The 13,107-nt window shown below is 67.4% G+C and carries 14 protein-coding genes; 9 read left to right on the forward strand and 5 right to left on the reverse strand.

Translation table 11 applies throughout. From position 1 onward, the window contains the following. Positions 1 to 56 precede the first annotated feature (56 nt). The 3 genes from SJY20_RS04200 to SJY20_RS04210 all read left to right on the forward strand — a co-directional run bounded on the left by SJY20_RS04200 (position 57) and on the right by SJY20_RS04210 (position 2,058). Complete coding sequence (locus SJY20_RS04200; RefSeq protein ID WP_380785347.1) at positions 57 to 1,334, forward strand: aspartyl/asparaginyl beta-hydroxylase domain-containing protein; 1,278 nt, start codon at positions 57 to 59, stop codon at positions 1,332 to 1,334. A 9-nt stretch (positions 1,335 to 1,343) separates the two neighbouring features. Further along, positions 1,344 to 1,574 carry a hypothetical protein gene (locus tag SJY20_RS04205; RefSeq protein WP_380785348.1) on the forward strand — a complete coding sequence of 77 codons (231 nt, stop codon included), beginning with the start codon at positions 1,344 to 1,346 and terminating at the stop codon, positions 1,572 to 1,574. A 70-nt stretch (positions 1,575 to 1,644) separates the two neighbouring features. After that, positions 1,645 to 2,058: a VOC family protein gene (locus SJY20_RS04210; protein ID WP_380785349.1), complete on the forward strand. Its 414-nt coding sequence runs from the start codon at positions 1,645 to 1,647 to the stop codon at positions 2,056 to 2,058. Positions 2,059 to 3,419: 1,361 nt separating this feature from the next. Here SJY20_RS04210 and SJY20_RS04215 read toward each other — a convergent pair. Continuing rightward, a complete protein-coding gene (locus SJY20_RS04215) occupies positions 3,420 to 4,619 on the reverse strand; it encodes an MFS transporter (RefSeq protein ID WP_380788552.1) in 1,200 nt (399 codons plus the stop codon). An 11-nt stretch (positions 4,620 to 4,630) separates the two neighbouring features. Further along, on the reverse strand, positions 4,631 to 5,665 hold the full coding sequence (locus tag SJY20_RS04220) for an aldo/keto reductase (protein ID WP_380785350.1): 1,035 nt from the start codon (positions 5,663 to 5,665) through the stop codon (positions 4,631 to 4,633). A gap of 86 nt (positions 5,666 to 5,751) precedes the next feature. On the opposite strand from SJY20_RS04220, the gene SJY20_RS04225 reads away from it, so the two are divergent. After that, a complete protein-coding gene (locus tag SJY20_RS04225) occupies positions 5,752 to 6,660 on the forward strand; it encodes a LysR family transcriptional regulator (RefSeq protein ID WP_380785351.1) in 909 nt (302 codons plus the stop codon). Positions 6,661 to 6,700: 40 nt separating this feature from the next. Here the strand turns inward: SJY20_RS04225 and SJY20_RS04230 are convergent, their stop codons facing one another. The 3 genes from SJY20_RS04230 to SJY20_RS04240 form a co-directional block, all read right to left on the reverse strand. Continuing rightward, a complete protein-coding gene (locus SJY20_RS04230) occupies positions 6,701 to 7,726 on the reverse strand; it encodes an endonuclease/exonuclease/phosphatase family protein (RefSeq protein ID WP_380785352.1) in 1,026 nt (341 codons plus the stop codon). Between the two features lie 102 nt (positions 7,727 to 7,828). After that, positions 7,829 to 8,335: a DUF2141 domain-containing protein gene (locus SJY20_RS04235; protein ID WP_380785353.1), complete on the reverse strand. Its 507-nt coding sequence runs from the start codon at positions 8,333 to 8,335 to the stop codon at positions 7,829 to 7,831. After that, positions 8,332 to 9,255: a hypothetical protein gene (locus tag SJY20_RS04240; protein WP_380785354.1), complete on the reverse strand. Its 924-nt coding sequence runs from the start codon at positions 9,253 to 9,255 to the stop codon at positions 8,332 to 8,334. Before SJY20_RS04240 ends, SJY20_RS04235 begins: the two co-directional genes overlap by 4 nt. Positions 9,256 to 9,469: 214 nt before the next feature. Between SJY20_RS04240 and SJY20_RS04245 the strand changes: the two genes are divergently transcribed. The 5 genes from SJY20_RS04245 (at position 9,470) to SJY20_RS04265 (ending at position 13,060) form a co-directional block, all read left to right on the forward strand. Further along, positions 9,470 to 10,276: a DUF2334 domain-containing protein gene (locus tag SJY20_RS04245; RefSeq protein ID WP_380785355.1), complete on the forward strand. Its 807-nt coding sequence runs from the start codon at positions 9,470 to 9,472 to the stop codon at positions 10,274 to 10,276. Continuing rightward, positions 10,273 to 11,448, forward strand: a complete 1,176-nt coding sequence (locus SJY20_RS04250) for a glycosyltransferase (protein ID WP_380785356.1) — start codon at positions 10,273 to 10,275, stop codon at positions 11,446 to 11,448. Before SJY20_RS04245 ends, SJY20_RS04250 begins: the two co-directional genes overlap by 4 nt. Then, positions 11,439 to 11,681, forward strand: a complete 243-nt coding sequence (locus tag SJY20_RS04255; protein ID WP_380785357.1) for a hypothetical protein — start codon at positions 11,439 to 11,441, stop codon at positions 11,679 to 11,681. Before SJY20_RS04250 ends, SJY20_RS04255 begins: the two co-directional genes overlap by 10 nt. Before the next feature lie 17 nt (positions 11,682 to 11,698). Then, complete coding sequence (locus SJY20_RS04260) at positions 11,699 to 12,439, forward strand: hypothetical protein (RefSeq protein WP_380788554.1); 741 nt, start codon at positions 11,699 to 11,701, stop codon at positions 12,437 to 12,439. Positions 12,440 to 12,571: 132 nt separating this feature from the next. After that, on the forward strand, positions 12,572 to 13,060 hold the full coding sequence (locus tag SJY20_RS04265) for an RNA polymerase sigma factor (RefSeq protein WP_380785358.1): 489 nt from the start codon (positions 12,572 to 12,574) through the stop codon (positions 13,058 to 13,060). Positions 13,061 to 13,107 lie beyond the last annotated feature (47 nt).

Here is a 13,107-nt window from a genome sequence, read left to right on the forward strand (position 1 = left end):
GATACCGGGCGGCGTTTCGATACGCCGCCCGGCCCTTTTGTGGATATGCTCCGCCGATGGATGTTTCCTCAACCGACGTGGCCGGCCTGCTCGATGCGGCGAAACGGGCGCGGGGCGATGTCGCGGCGGCGTTGTTCGACCGGATCCTGGCGGTCGAGCCGAACCATGCCATCGCGCTAAACGGCCGCGGCATGGTCGCGCTCGCCGACGACCCGAATGCTGCGATCGGGTTCTTCCGTCGCGCTGCGGAGGCGGATCCCCAGGCGCCAGCGTTGCGGATCAATCTCGCCACCGCAGCGCGCGCGGTGGGCGATCGGGTGCTGGAGCGAACCGCGCTGCTTGCGGCACTCGACTGCGATCAACGCCACCTGATGGCGCTGGTGCGGCTCGCCGAACTGCATGAACGATGCGGCGAGGATGCCGAGGCTGCCGCACGCTGGTCCGCGGTATTGGCGGTCGGCCATATGATGACCGACAAGCCCGTCGCGCTAGGGCCGATCCTCGCAAAGGCCGCTGCCTATGTCGCGGCGCGGACCCGGCATTTGGCGGACGCGGTCGGCACCGCGCTGGCGGTCGACCACGACGCGACCGCACGACGCCGGGTGGCGACCGGGATCGACGCGATGCTGGGCGGGCGACGAATCTACGTCAACGAATGCTCGGGGCTGCACATTCCCTTCCTCCCCGCCGACGAATTCTTCGCCCGCGATCAATTTCCGTGGCTGGCCGACATCGAGGCGCAGACGTCGGCGATCCGCGACGAATTCCTGCGGCTGTACGCACAGGACGGCACCGCCGCCGCGTTTCGCCCCTATGTCGAAATGCCATCGGGCACGCCCGACAACCGCTGGTCGCCGCTCGACGGGTCTTCGGACTGGAGCGCGTTGCATCTGTATCGACACGGGGTACGGGACGAGGCGGTTTGCGCGCGTTGCCCGGCGACCGCCGCCGCGTTGGCGGCGTCGCCCTTGCCGCAATTGCCGGGACGCGCGCCGACCGCGCTGTTCTCGGTCCTGCGTCCGCATACGCGCATCCCGCCGCACACCGGTGTCTCGAACATGCGCGCGACCGTGCACCTGCCGCTGGTCGTACCGCCGGGTTGCGGCTTTCGCGTCGGCGGCGAGACGCGCGAATGGGAGGTCGGTCGCGCGTTCGTCTTCGACGACACCATCGAGCATGAGGCCTGGAACGACAGCGACGAAGTCCGCGCGATCCTGATCTTCGATGCCTGGAACCCGCATCTCTGCGACGATGAGCGCGCGATGGTCGCGACGTTCTTCGCGACCACCGACAGGCTGCGCGGCCATGGTTTCAAGACCGATTTCGGCGAATAGGAGGTGCTCGTGATAGGCATGGCGATGGCGGCGATGCTGCTGCAGGCAACACCGGTGACACCCCCGACCGAAGTTGCGAAACCAACGATGAAATGCCGTCGACAGGTCGATACGGGTACGCTCGCCCGGGTCCAAAAGATCTGTCACACCGCGGAGGAATGGCGTCGGTTGTACGGTAACGGCCGCGAGACCACCGCTGACATGCAGCGTCCCGGCGTCTCGCCGCCAGCGGTGAACTGAGCGTACGCCGCATCGCGCCATGATTTTTTCGGAGGTTCTGCCTGCCTGCGTACGGGGTTAGGAATGGGGCATGAAATATCTCCATGCCATGGTCCGGGTGACCGACCCCGACGCCACCATCCGCTTCTTCGAGCTGCTCGGCTTGAAGGAGACCCGACGCATGACGAGCGAAAAAGGGCGGTTCACGCTAATATATCTGGCGGCGCCCAGCGATGAACAGGCTGAGGTCGAACTCACCCACAACTGGGATCCGGAGGACTATACCGGCGGCCGCAATTTCGGCCACCTCGCCTACCGCGTCGACAATATCTACGAGACCTGTCAGCGGCTGATGGATGCAGGCGTGACGATCAACCGCCCGCCGCGCGACGGTTTCATGGCCTTCGTCCGCACCCCCGACGGCATCTCGATCGAACTGCTGCAGGACGGTCGTCTAGATCCTGCTGAGCCTTGGTCGTCGATGGCAAATACCGGTAGTTGGTAGGCGCATCAAGCGATGCAAAAACAGCCGCTCAGATACCATCGAAGGAAGCGATCTATATTCCAACGCATGCGAATACAAATGCTGCGTAAGTTTGCCTAAGTCCGTCCCGACGCGCACCGCCATTTCAATATACAAAGTCATCTCAACGACGATCAATCAAGAAATAGTATATATCTTCAGTTTATAGAGAGGTTAGCGATTGAATCGAAACAAAAAGGATAAAAATAGCAATACGATCTGATTCCACACGTCGAGTGGAGTTGTTGGGTGCCGACATTGGATCAAGGTGAATCTGTTATCACGACAACGCCCATATAACATAAACGTCAGCCCACGTACCGTTCGGCAACATCGCCCATACCAGTTCACCGACGGTCTTTGTCTACACTCTTGTAGAACTGGCGTAGCGGACGGTGCGACGCCGCGTCATCTGATCGGTCTCGCCATCGGTTTGGCGCCGCCGCTGATCGTGGCCGAATTCTTAACGTTGGACGTGGGGGTGCCGGTGCCGAGCACGAGCTAAGTTTTCGCTGGCCACCCCGCCGGATGTCGACGTTCCGCGGCTGGCGCTCGTGCGGGCGTTGACGCGAACATGGTCTACCAGACCAGACCATTGCGGCTAGCTAGTGTCGAGGCATCAATCAACGGCTAGTCGGCCACGGCGACATTGGTGGCCAAGTCGATCGTTCCGGTGCCCGAGAAGCTCAACGGTACGGTGGCCGCACCGGGCTGGTCGACGCGAACCCGTGCCGCTCGCAACCTCTTAGCCCACAGCTTCGAAGTTCGCACGCGGCGCGTTCGTGCCCTACGCATTGACGCTGGTTCGATACCGGAAGGTTTCGAAGCCGAAAACGTCCCGGTTGCGCCGGCAACACCGCCGACGATTGCGCGATATAGGTGCCGCGGACATCGCCGCCGCCCATGCGAACGTCACCATTCGCCGCGCCGCCGCGACCGATGAAGCAGTCGCATGGCATACTCGCCGTGCTCGTCGAGCCGAAGTTGATGGTACCGTTGATCGTACCGGCGTTGGCGACCTGACGTTTACGAATCCGTGGCTTCTGGCGATGCGGCAACTGTTTACAAGCACGGCCGAACTGAACCCGTACCCCGTCGTCGTATCGTCGCTCCCGCCTCTGTTGGTCGACGTCCGCTGCTTGAAGGCAGTGCCCTTAGCACAGGGTGCGACCCGTGGAGAGCCGCCGCGGTCCAGGCCGTTCGGCAAAGCGGCTGGGCGAATACGCGGTTGAAATTACCGAATTGAACGAAAGCCAAGGTACGTGACCGTCGGAACAGTTGGTGCCAGCGCTGCATTCCATTCTGCCTTGTCCCAGCTTACGCATCACCCGGTGCGTCGTGCGCTAGGCCGTTTTGCCTGCGACTCGTTCGCCGATCGGCGTCTCTGTGCCATCGCGCCTGGACTGGCTGCGGACGCTGACGATGACCGCGACCAGGCCCAGTACCGAGGCCCCAGCACCCGCCAGCGCCACGGCGGGATAGCCCAGGCCAGCCGCGATCACCCCGCCGCCCAGCGCGGCACCGATCGCATTGCCCAGGTTGAACGCCCCGATATTCATCGCCGACGCCAGGTTGGGCGCGTCCGCGGCCGCATGCATGACGCGAACCTGGAGCGGCGGGATCAGGGCGAAGCTGGCGACGCCCCACAGGAAGACCAGGATCGCGGTCGGCACTTTGAACGGCATCAGCGCCGCGAACGCGACCAGGATCACCGCGAGCAGCGTCAGCGTGACGATCAGCGTGCGGTCGACCGAGCGATCGGCATAGCGGCCGCCCAGCCAGTTGCCCACGGTCAGCCCGACTCCATAGGTCACCAGCATCGCGGTCACGAAGCCGAGCGAGGCATGCGTCGCCTCGCGCAGGATCGGCGTGATGTAGGTGAACACGGTGAACATCGCGCTCGCCCCGACCGCGGTCAGGCCGAGCGCGCCGAGCACCGGGCCACGCGTAAGCACCCGCAACTCCGCCATAGCATTGCTGTCCGTCGGCGCCGGCAGCGGCGGCAGGGTCAGCCTGAGCGCGACCATCGTCGCGACGCCGAGCGCGGAAACGCCCCAGAACGAAGCCCGCCAGCCGAGATGCTCGCCCGCCCAGGTCGCAAGCGGTACTCCGACGACATTGGCGATCGTCAGCCCCATGAACATCGCCGCCACCGCACCCGCGCGGCGTTCGGCCGGGACCAGGCTGGCGGCGACGACCGAGCCGACCCCGAAGAAGGCGCCGTGATTGAACGAGGTCAGGACGCGCGCGGCGAGCAACATGCCGTAACTGCCCGACAACGCCGCCAGCACGTTGCCCGCGGTGAAGATGCCGGCCAGCAGGATCAGCAGCATCCGCCGGGGAACGCGTCCGGTCGTCAGCGTCATCAGCGGCGCACCGATCACGACGCCAAGCGCATATGCGCTGATCAGCAGCCCCGCGCTCGGGATCGATACGCCGAGATCGCTGGCGATGACGGGCAACAGCCCCATCGGTGCGAATTCGGTGACGCCGATACCGAACGCGCCGATCGCGAGCGCCAGCAGGCCTGGATTGAATTTCAACATGGGCGTCCTCAGACCAACGGCGGGTTCAGGCGGGCAAAGCCCTCCTGCTGGTGATACGGGGTATGGGGGTAGGGTGGCAGTATTGCGCTGGCTGCATCGAGTACCGCAACCTGTTCGGGCGACAAAGCCCAGCCGACCGCGCCCAGATTGTCACGCAACTGCGCCTCGTTGCGTGCCCCGATGATCACCGATGCGACCGTCGGCCGGCGCAGCAGCCAGTTGATCGCGACCTGTGGCACGCTCTTGCGCGTCTCGGCCGCGACGGCTTCCAGCGCATCGATCACGCGGTACAGCTGCTCGGCCTCGACCGGCGGCGCGAACTGTTCGGTATCGTGCAGCCGGCTGCCCGCAGGGATTGGGCGGTCGCGTCCGATCCTGCCGGTCAGTCGACCCCAGCCGAGCGGGCTCCACACCAATGCGCCGACGCCCTGGTCGGCGCCGAGCGGCATCAGGTCGGCCTCATAGGCGCGGCCGATCAGCGAATAATAGACCTGGTGCGCGACCAGCCGCGGCCAGCCATTGCGATCGGCGATGCCCTGCGCCTTCATCAGCTGCCAGCCGGGATAGTTCGAGACCCCGGCATAGCGCACCTTCCCCGCGACGATCAGCGTGTCGAGCGTCCCCATCACCTCTTCAGCTGGCGTGAATGCATCGAACGCATGAAGCTGGAGCAGATCGACATGATCGGTCCCGAGCCGGCGCAACGACGCCTCGACCGCGCCGATCAGCCGCGCCCGCGACGCGCCCCAGTCCTGCGGCCCGTCGCCCATCGGCAACCCGGTCTTGGTCGAGATCAGCACGGCATCCCGCCTACCCTTGATCGCCGCGCCCAGCACCGCTTCGGAGGCGCCGTTGGAATAGACGTCGGCGGTATCGAACATCGTGACGCCCGCCTCGAGGCAGACGTCGACCAGCCGTCGTGCCTCGGTCTCGTCGCTCCGGCCCCAGGCGCCGAACAACGGGCCCGTGCCGCCGAAGGTCGCGGTGCCGAAGCTCAACGCCGGAACGCGCAGTCCCGACGATCCCAGTTGCCGATAGTCCATGCGCGCTTCCTAACTGCTGTCCTGAAGCATAGATGGTCCATATCGGCAGCGCCGATAACCAGGCGGTGCCGCCAAGGACTTTTGATATGGACGCAAAGGTGGCGATGGGCGCCGATCGTGCCAGGTCGCTGGAGATCTTCGCGGCGGTGATGCGCGAGGGCAGTTTTTCCGCCGCCGGGCGCATGCTGGGCCTGACGCCGTCCGCAGTCGCTCGGTCGATCGATCGGATCGAGGCGCGGCTCGGCGTGCGCCTGCTGTTGCGGTCGACGCGGGCGCTGGCGCCGACGGCGGAGGGGCAGGCCTATCTGCAGACCGCGCGTCGTATCCTTGCCGACCTCGACGATGCCGAACGGCAAATTGCCGACCAGGGCGCGCCGCGCGGCCGGTTGCGGATCAGCGCGGCGCTGTCGCATGGGCGATTGTGCGTCGTGCCGCTGCTCGGCGCGTTCGCCGCGCTCTACCCGCACATCCTGATCGACATCGCGCTGAGCGACGGCATCGTCGATATCGCCGCCGGGCAGGCGGACGTCGCGATCCGGTTCGGCGCGCTCGCCGACAGCCTGCTGACCGCGCGCAAGCTCGGCGAGAGCGGCCGCGTGATCGTCGCCGCCCCGGACTATCTCGCGCGCCACGGTATTCCGGCGGTTCCCGAGGACCTCCACGCTCACAATTGCCTCAACTTCAACTTTCGCCGTGCCGAACCGATCTGGCCGTTCCGCCGCGGCGGTCAGGACACCGTGTTGCAGGTGAAGGGGAATGTCGAAGCCAACAACGGCGACACACTCGGCCAGCTCGCCGCCGCCGGCGTCGGCATCGCGCGCGTCGGCGCGTTCAGCGTGGTCGACGACATCGCCGCCGGACGGCTGGTACCGATCCTGGAGGACTATAATCCCGGCGACGTCGAACTGATCCACGCGGTGTTCGTCGGTGGCACCCAGACTCCCGCTAGAGTCCGAGCGTTCGTCGACTTCCTGGCGGAGCGCCTAGCCGGATGACGGCCAGTGCACTGGATGGATGACCAAAGGCTGCTGCAGATCAGCGGGCCGCGAGGGCGAGCAACGGTTTGGCTCGAATGCCGACGTTGCCCAGCGCATAGGTGAGCATGACGCCGATATGATCCGACAGCATCGCGTTCGCGGCATCGCGGCCGAACGGGGCGCTGAGGCCGAGCGGGCGGATCGAGAGCGCGTTCGAGGCGTGGTACATCAGCCAGTCCTTGGCGCGGCCGGTCGATATCGCGATATCGGCGGGCTGGCTGACCAGGCAGGCTCGCGACATCCGGCATTGCAGCGATCCGCCGGTCAGCGCGACCGGGCCACCGAACATGTGCTCGGCGAAATAGCGGCGGCGTGCGATGTCCTTTCCGACGTTGAAATCGCCAGCCACCAGGATGCTGGTCTCGGGCCGCGCGACTGATCCGATGAAGCTGCTGAGCAGGTCGATCTGCCGCCGATAGGCATAGAGCGCGCGCGGTTGCGACACCCCGGTCGCGCCGTTGGAGTTCAGGTGCGTATTGATCACGGTGACCGGCCGGGCCACGCCGGGGATCGCGATCAGGGCCGCCATCGCGCCCTTGTTGGCGAGGCAGTCATAGCCCGCGCAGACCGGATAGCTGACCCGGCGGACCGCCAGGATCGGGTAGTCGGAAAAGATCGCCAGACCGCTCCCGACATGCTTGCCGACGCGCTCGCCGCGGAACATGCTGCCCTCGGCCACGAAGCGCCGGTCGTTCGCGGTGGTGGCGTCCGCGGCGGCCTCGGCGGGGGCGCCGAACGCGATGTAGCGATACCCTGCCGCGATCCCGATCGCCTTGGCATCGGGCACGAACGCTTCCTGCAACGCAACGATATCGGGCTGGCGGTGTGCGGCCCGCATCGCGCGGAACTGCGCCGCGATCGCGGATAGCGACACCGAGCGATCCTCGGCGACCGGCCAGGGCAGGCCGTGGACATTGTAGGTCAGCACCGACACCGTCCGCTGGGGATCGCTGGCGATCGCAGGCGCCGCACAGGCAACCAGCGCGATCGCGCAAAGCCCGACATTTCCGATCCGTACCGACACCGTCCGCGCTCCTGTTACCGGGATATCTGTGCAGACGCCGCGGTGCAGCACGAACCGCACCTGTAACTGACGCTGCGGGCGCTCTTTCGACGCCTGGCCGGATCAGTGCTTGAGGGGTGCGAACGAAAACAGTCCGCTGCGATAGTTCATGACCACCGTCGTCGCGGTCAGGCCGGCATGCGCGACGATGCGCGCCTGCGCGACGTCGGGCTTCGAGTGGCCGAGCCGCGGATTGCCGGCAAAGCCGATGCCGTCGTGGAGCAGGCTGAAACCATGGCCGCCGGTACGGCTGTGGACGACGCTGAGCGCATAGGCGCCCTCGCCGGGCACGCGCAGGCACAATTGCGTCGCGCCGGACGACGGTACCGCGATCACCGCGCGGCGGAAGGTCTTGCCTTGCGCGATCAGGACGTTGTCATCGGCAAGGAAATCGCCCTCGACCGCTGGATAGATTTCCGCCCGCACGCGGCCGACCCGGTCCTTCAGGCCGGCGACCGTCACGACGATCGCGGGTCCGGTCTCGTGCGGTCGACACCGCGCCGCTTCGGTCCCGAGCGTCGGCGTGGAGGGCAGGGTGGCGGCAAGCATGCCGATCAGGGGCAGGATCACTGCGTACGCTCCGGATGGAGGATTTCGACGGCGGCCAGGATCGCACCGAGCAGCAGATGGGTGATCAGCCAGAGCGCGGCGATCATCGTCAGCAACGCCGTCACCTGCGACGATTGCCCGACAGTGAAGGCGACCAGACCGGCGAAGACGATATCCTTGTTGGGGATCAGCGGCAGGCGCGACACCAGCATCCTGAGCGTCGCGAGCACCAGCCACCAGGCGAGCGGCGCAGCGGGCAGCGTCACCGCCCACAGCGCGGCGGCGAGCACCGTGGTCGCGACGATCCGCAGCAGATGGATCACCGCAATCCGGCCGAGCTCGGCGCGCGGCAGGCTGAAGAGCCGCTTGCGCAGGCCCAGCGCGACCAGCGACGGCAGCGCGATGCTGGCGGCCGACAGGATCATCACCCGGGCATCGGTACCTAGGTTCAGGGCGACCAGCGCGCGCCAGCTCAAGGCGGCAAGCGCCAGCGTGCAGACATTGGCGACCACCGCGGACAGGATCGAAACGTCCTTGATCGCCCCGAACGGCGTGCCGACCATCGTCGCGTGGCGTCGCGCCCAGGCATAGAAATAGAGTTCGCCCGAATAGCCCGCGACGATCTCGTTGCTGATCCGCTTGCGCAGTAGCGCGAGGAAGCCCTTGCCGGGCAGGCTCCACAACCGGCGATAGATCACCCACTCGCTCGCGGGCATCGCCAGATAGCCGGCGGCGAACACCAGCCAGAACAGCGGCGACCGCGGCACCATCGCGATCACGCCACGGACGTCCAGGTGGCGCAGCTGCCACAGCGCGGCAATCAGGATCGCGGCGGACAGCAACGGCGTCAGCCAGCGGGCGACCAGACCCTTGTGGATCGCCATTGGCTTCAGCGGGAGCGCGACGGCGGACGGCATGGTCCGGTTCAGCGCGTCGCTCATGCGGCGCCGATCCTTGCCATCGTCCGGTAGAGATGGTGCCGCAGGGTCGCGGCAGCAAACGAACCCGATTTTGTCATGGCCCTTCGACGCCGCCGCGCCGCGGCATCCGCAGCCCGGGCGCGGACGGCGAAGAAAAAATTCGCCCGGACTGCGGATCGGCCCCCGCAGTGCCGTCACCGAGGCATGCAGGGGCATGCGGCTTTCGGGACGATACATGACAGATTCCAACGACCGCGCATCGCAGGCGCCGCCCGTCCGGCGCCTGCCCGACCGGCGCCTTATCGTGTCGATCCACGATGTCTCGCCGGCGTTTGCCGATCCGATCGAGCGACTGGCGGAGACCATCGGCGCGATCCTGGGCGGGCCGCGGTTCGCAATGCTGGTGGTACCCGATCACTGGGGCGCGGCGCCGCTGGATCGCGCGCCGGCGTTCGCCCGGCGGCTGCGCGGCTGGGCCGATGCCGGCGTCGAGATGTTCCTGCACGGCTGGTTCCACCGCGATACCAGCGCGCATGCCGGCGCCGCCGCGGCGATCAAGGCACGCTACATGACCGCGGGCGAGGGCGAGTTCCTGGGGCTCAGCGCGGACGAAGCCGAAGACCGCATGCGGCGCGGGCGTGATCTGGTCGAGGATGCGATCGAGCGTCCGGTCGCGGGCTTCATCGCCCCCGCCTGGCTCTATGGTGCCGGCGCCCACCAAGCGTTGAAGGCCTGCGATTTCGCGCTCGCCGAGGATCATTTCCGGGTCTGGCAACCCGCCAGCGGCGCGGTCGTCGCCAAGGGGCCGGTGGTGACTTGGGCCAGCCGGTCGACCGCGCGGACTGCCAGCTCGCTAGCGGTCGCCGCCGCCGCCCGCGCGCTGCCCGACTGGCTGCCGACGCTTCGGGTCGCGGTGCATCCCGGCGACGTCACCAAGGAGTCGCTGATGAAGTCTATCGACCGGACCATCCGATCGCTGTCGGCACGGCGCACCGTCGGGCGCTATGCCGATCTGCTGCCCGAGGGGGGGCGCGCATCATGAAGATCGTCGATGTCTGCGCCTTCTACACGCCCAGCGGCGGCGGGGTGCGCACCTATGTCGATCGCAAGCTGATCGCGTTTGCCGAGCGCGGCCACGAGGTCGTCGTCGTCGCGCCCGGCGAGCATGACGGCGAGGAACGTCGCGGCCCGCATGCGAAGATCCGCTGGGTGCGGTCGCCGCGGTTTCCGCTCGATCGCTCGTATCGCTATTTCGCCGACCGCTCCGCGCTGCATGCGGTGCTCGACGAGGAGGACGCCGACCTGATCGAGGTGTCGTCGCCGTGGCGGAGCGCGTCGATGGTGGCAGACTGGCGCGGCGAACGCCGCAGCAGCGCGCGACTGTCGCTGGTCGCGCATGCCGATCCGCTGTCGGCCTATGCCTATCGCTGGTTCGAGGGGGTGGCGTCGACGCGGACGATCGACCGCGCGTTCGACTGGTATTGGCGTCACCTGCGCCGGCTCGACCAGCGCTTCGACGTGGTGGTGAGCGCCAGCGACAGCCTGACCCAGCGGCTGCGCGATGGCGGCCTGCGGAAAGTCGTCACGGATCCGATGGGGGTCGAACCCGGGCAATTCTCGCCGAGCCTGCGCGATGCCGAGGCGCGGCGCGCGATGCTCGCGCTGTGCGACCTGCCCGAAGATGCGCTGCTGCTGATCGGGGTGGGACGCCACGCGCCCGAGAAGCGCTGGCCGATGGTCGCGCAGGCCGCGACGCTGGCGGGTGCGCAGGTGCCGGTCGGGCTGGTGATCGTCGGCGGCGGATCGCGCCAGCGCCCGGTGGTCGAGGCGATCGACGGCAATCCGCATGTCCGCCTGATCGAGCCTACCACCGATCGCGCCGCACTGGCGCGGATGATGGCGAGCGCCGACGCGGTGATCCACGGCTGCGAGGCTGAGACCTTCTGCTTCGTCGCGGCAGAGGCGATCGCCTCCGGCCGCCCGCTGATCGCGCCCGATCGCGGCGGTGCCGCCGACCTCGCGCGCGGTGGCGGTGGCGTGACCTATCGCTCGGGCGACGCGCAGAGTGCCGCGGACGCGATCCTGGCGGTCGCCCGGGCGCGTCCGATCGCGCCACACTTCCCCAAGGTCCGCACCATGGACGACCATTTCGACGCACTGCTCGCGCTCTATGCCAGCGGTGCCGCCACGAGGAGAGAAGGATCATGCCGATGACCGCGATCGCCTTTGCCATCCCCGCCGCCGTGCTCGCCGATCCGCACCCGACGGTAGAGCCGGGCGAGCCCAAGGCCTGCGATTTCAGCGGCGACGGCCGACGGTGCCGGGCAGGGGACCGGTCCGCGCTGGCCTGTCCGAGCTTCTATCTCGCCATCCCCGCCTGCGCGCTGCTGTGTCTCGCAGTCCTGATCGTCCGCCTCTGCGGCTTGCTGGGACGATCGACCCGGTGAGCGAACGAGACCGCGCGATGCTGTCGAAGGTTCCGGCGGTCACTCTGGTGTTCTGGATCATCAAGATCCTGGCGACCACGCTCGGCGAGACCGCGGGCGACACCGTCAGCATGTCGATGAACCTCGGTTATCTCGTCGGCACCGCGATCTTCGCCGCGATCCTCGTGGTGCTGGTATGGCGGCAGGTCGCGGCATCGCGCTATCGCCCGTTCCTCTATTGGGCGACGATCATCGCATCGACCACGGCGGGCACGACGATGGCCGACTTCGCGACGCGGTCGCTCGGGATCGGCTATCCGGGCGGATCGCTGATCCTGCTGGCGTGCGTCGCGGCGTCGCTGCTGCTGTGGCACCGCGTGCTGGGATCGGTGTCGGTCGCGACCGTGCACGAGCCGCGCGCGGAACTGTTCTACTGGATCACGATCACCTTCTCACAGACCCTGGGCACCGCGCTCGGGGACTGGACCGCGGATACCGGCGGGCTCGGTTATGGCGGCGCCGCGATCGTGTTCGGGGCGATGCTGGCGATCATAGCCGCGCTGTATTTGTGGACCGCGGTCGACCGCGTGCTGCTGTTCTGGGCCGCGTTCATCCTGACCCGGCCGCTCGGTGCCGCGGTCGGCGATTTCCTCGACAAGCCGCTCGATCATGGCGGCTTGGCGTTCAGCCGCCCGAATGCCTCGGGCGTGCTGGCGGTCGCGATCGTCGTGCTGATCCTGATCTGGCCGCTGCGTCCCGCCGATCGGCGCGCCGCCTGACGCGATAGATTTCAGGGGCGACTTACCGTTCGCACAAGGGCATTATGCCCAAGCGGCCAAGGCGCTGCACTTGAACCGCGGAGCCGTGACGTAGCCGACGCCGATACGATACCGCCCGCCGGCCTGTCCGCGGTGCTCGCGGCCAACCGCGCGCAGCTCGTCCGGTTCTTCACCGGACGAACCGGCAGCGTCGCGGAGGCCGAGGATGTCGTCCAGGAGATCTGGTTGCACGTCGCCGAGCCTGCGCCGGGTCCGATCGCCAACCCGCTCGCCTATCTGCACCGCGTCGGCATGAACATTGTGCTCGACCGGGTCCGCGCAGGCGGGCGCCGGCAGCGGCGCGACGCCGGCTATGTCGAGGTGACGACCTCCGTCGCCGGCGGAGAGGCGGTCGACGACGCACCCTCGGCGTTCGATGCGGTCGTCGGGCGCGAGCGCATCGCGCGGCTGGCCGCGGTGCTGTCGGGCCCACCCGAAGGCGCGATGCGCGTATTCCGGCGGCATCGGATCGACGGCGCCTCGCATGCCGAGATCGCCGCCGAACTGGGCATATCGCGCAGTGCCGTCGAAAAGCACGTCGCGGTCGCGCTCCGGCACCTTAGAAAGGCGCTCGATGATTGATCGGCACAAGCAACTGCGGTGCGCCGACCGTGGCGGCGTCTATGCAT

Source organism: Sphingomonas sp. R86521 (genome assembly GCF_042466235.1).
Lineage (GTDB): Bacteria > Pseudomonadota > Alphaproteobacteria > Sphingomonadales > Sphingomonadaceae > Sphingomonas.

Excerpts from the sequence above, each read along its gene's own strand:
- SJY20_RS04255 (WP_380785357.1), top strand. The coding sequence starts at position 11,439 with ATGCCGATGACCGCGATCGCCTTTGCCATCCCCGCCGCCGTGCTCGCC.
- SJY20_RS04245 (WP_380785355.1), top strand. The coding sequence starts at position 9,470 with ATGACAGATTCCAACGACCGCGCATCGCAGGCGCCGCCCGTCCGGCGC.
- SJY20_RS04260 (WP_380788554.1), top strand. The coding sequence starts at position 11,699 with ATGCTGTCGAAGGTTCCGGCGGTCACTCTGGTGTTCTGGATCATCAAG.
- SJY20_RS04200 (WP_380785347.1), top strand. The coding sequence starts at position 57 with ATGGATGTTTCCTCAACCGACGTGGCCGGCCTGCTCGATGCGGCGAAA.
- SJY20_RS04250 (WP_380785356.1), top strand. The coding sequence starts at position 10,273 with ATGAAGATCGTCGATGTCTGCGCCTTCTACACGCCCAGCGGCGGCGGG.
- SJY20_RS04225 (WP_380785351.1), top strand. The coding sequence starts at position 5,752 with ATGGACGCAAAGGTGGCGATGGGCGCCGATCGTGCCAGGTCGCTGGAG.
- SJY20_RS04240 (WP_380785354.1), bottom strand. The coding sequence starts at position 9,255 with ATGAGCGACGCGCTGAACCGGACCATGCCGTCCGCCGTCGCGCTCCCG.
- SJY20_RS04210 (WP_380785349.1), top strand. The coding sequence starts at position 1,645 with ATGAAATATCTCCATGCCATGGTCCGGGTGACCGACCCCGACGCCACC.
- SJY20_RS04220 (WP_380785350.1), bottom strand. The coding sequence starts at position 5,665 with ATGGACTATCGGCAACTGGGATCGTCGGGACTGCGCGTTCCGGCGTTG.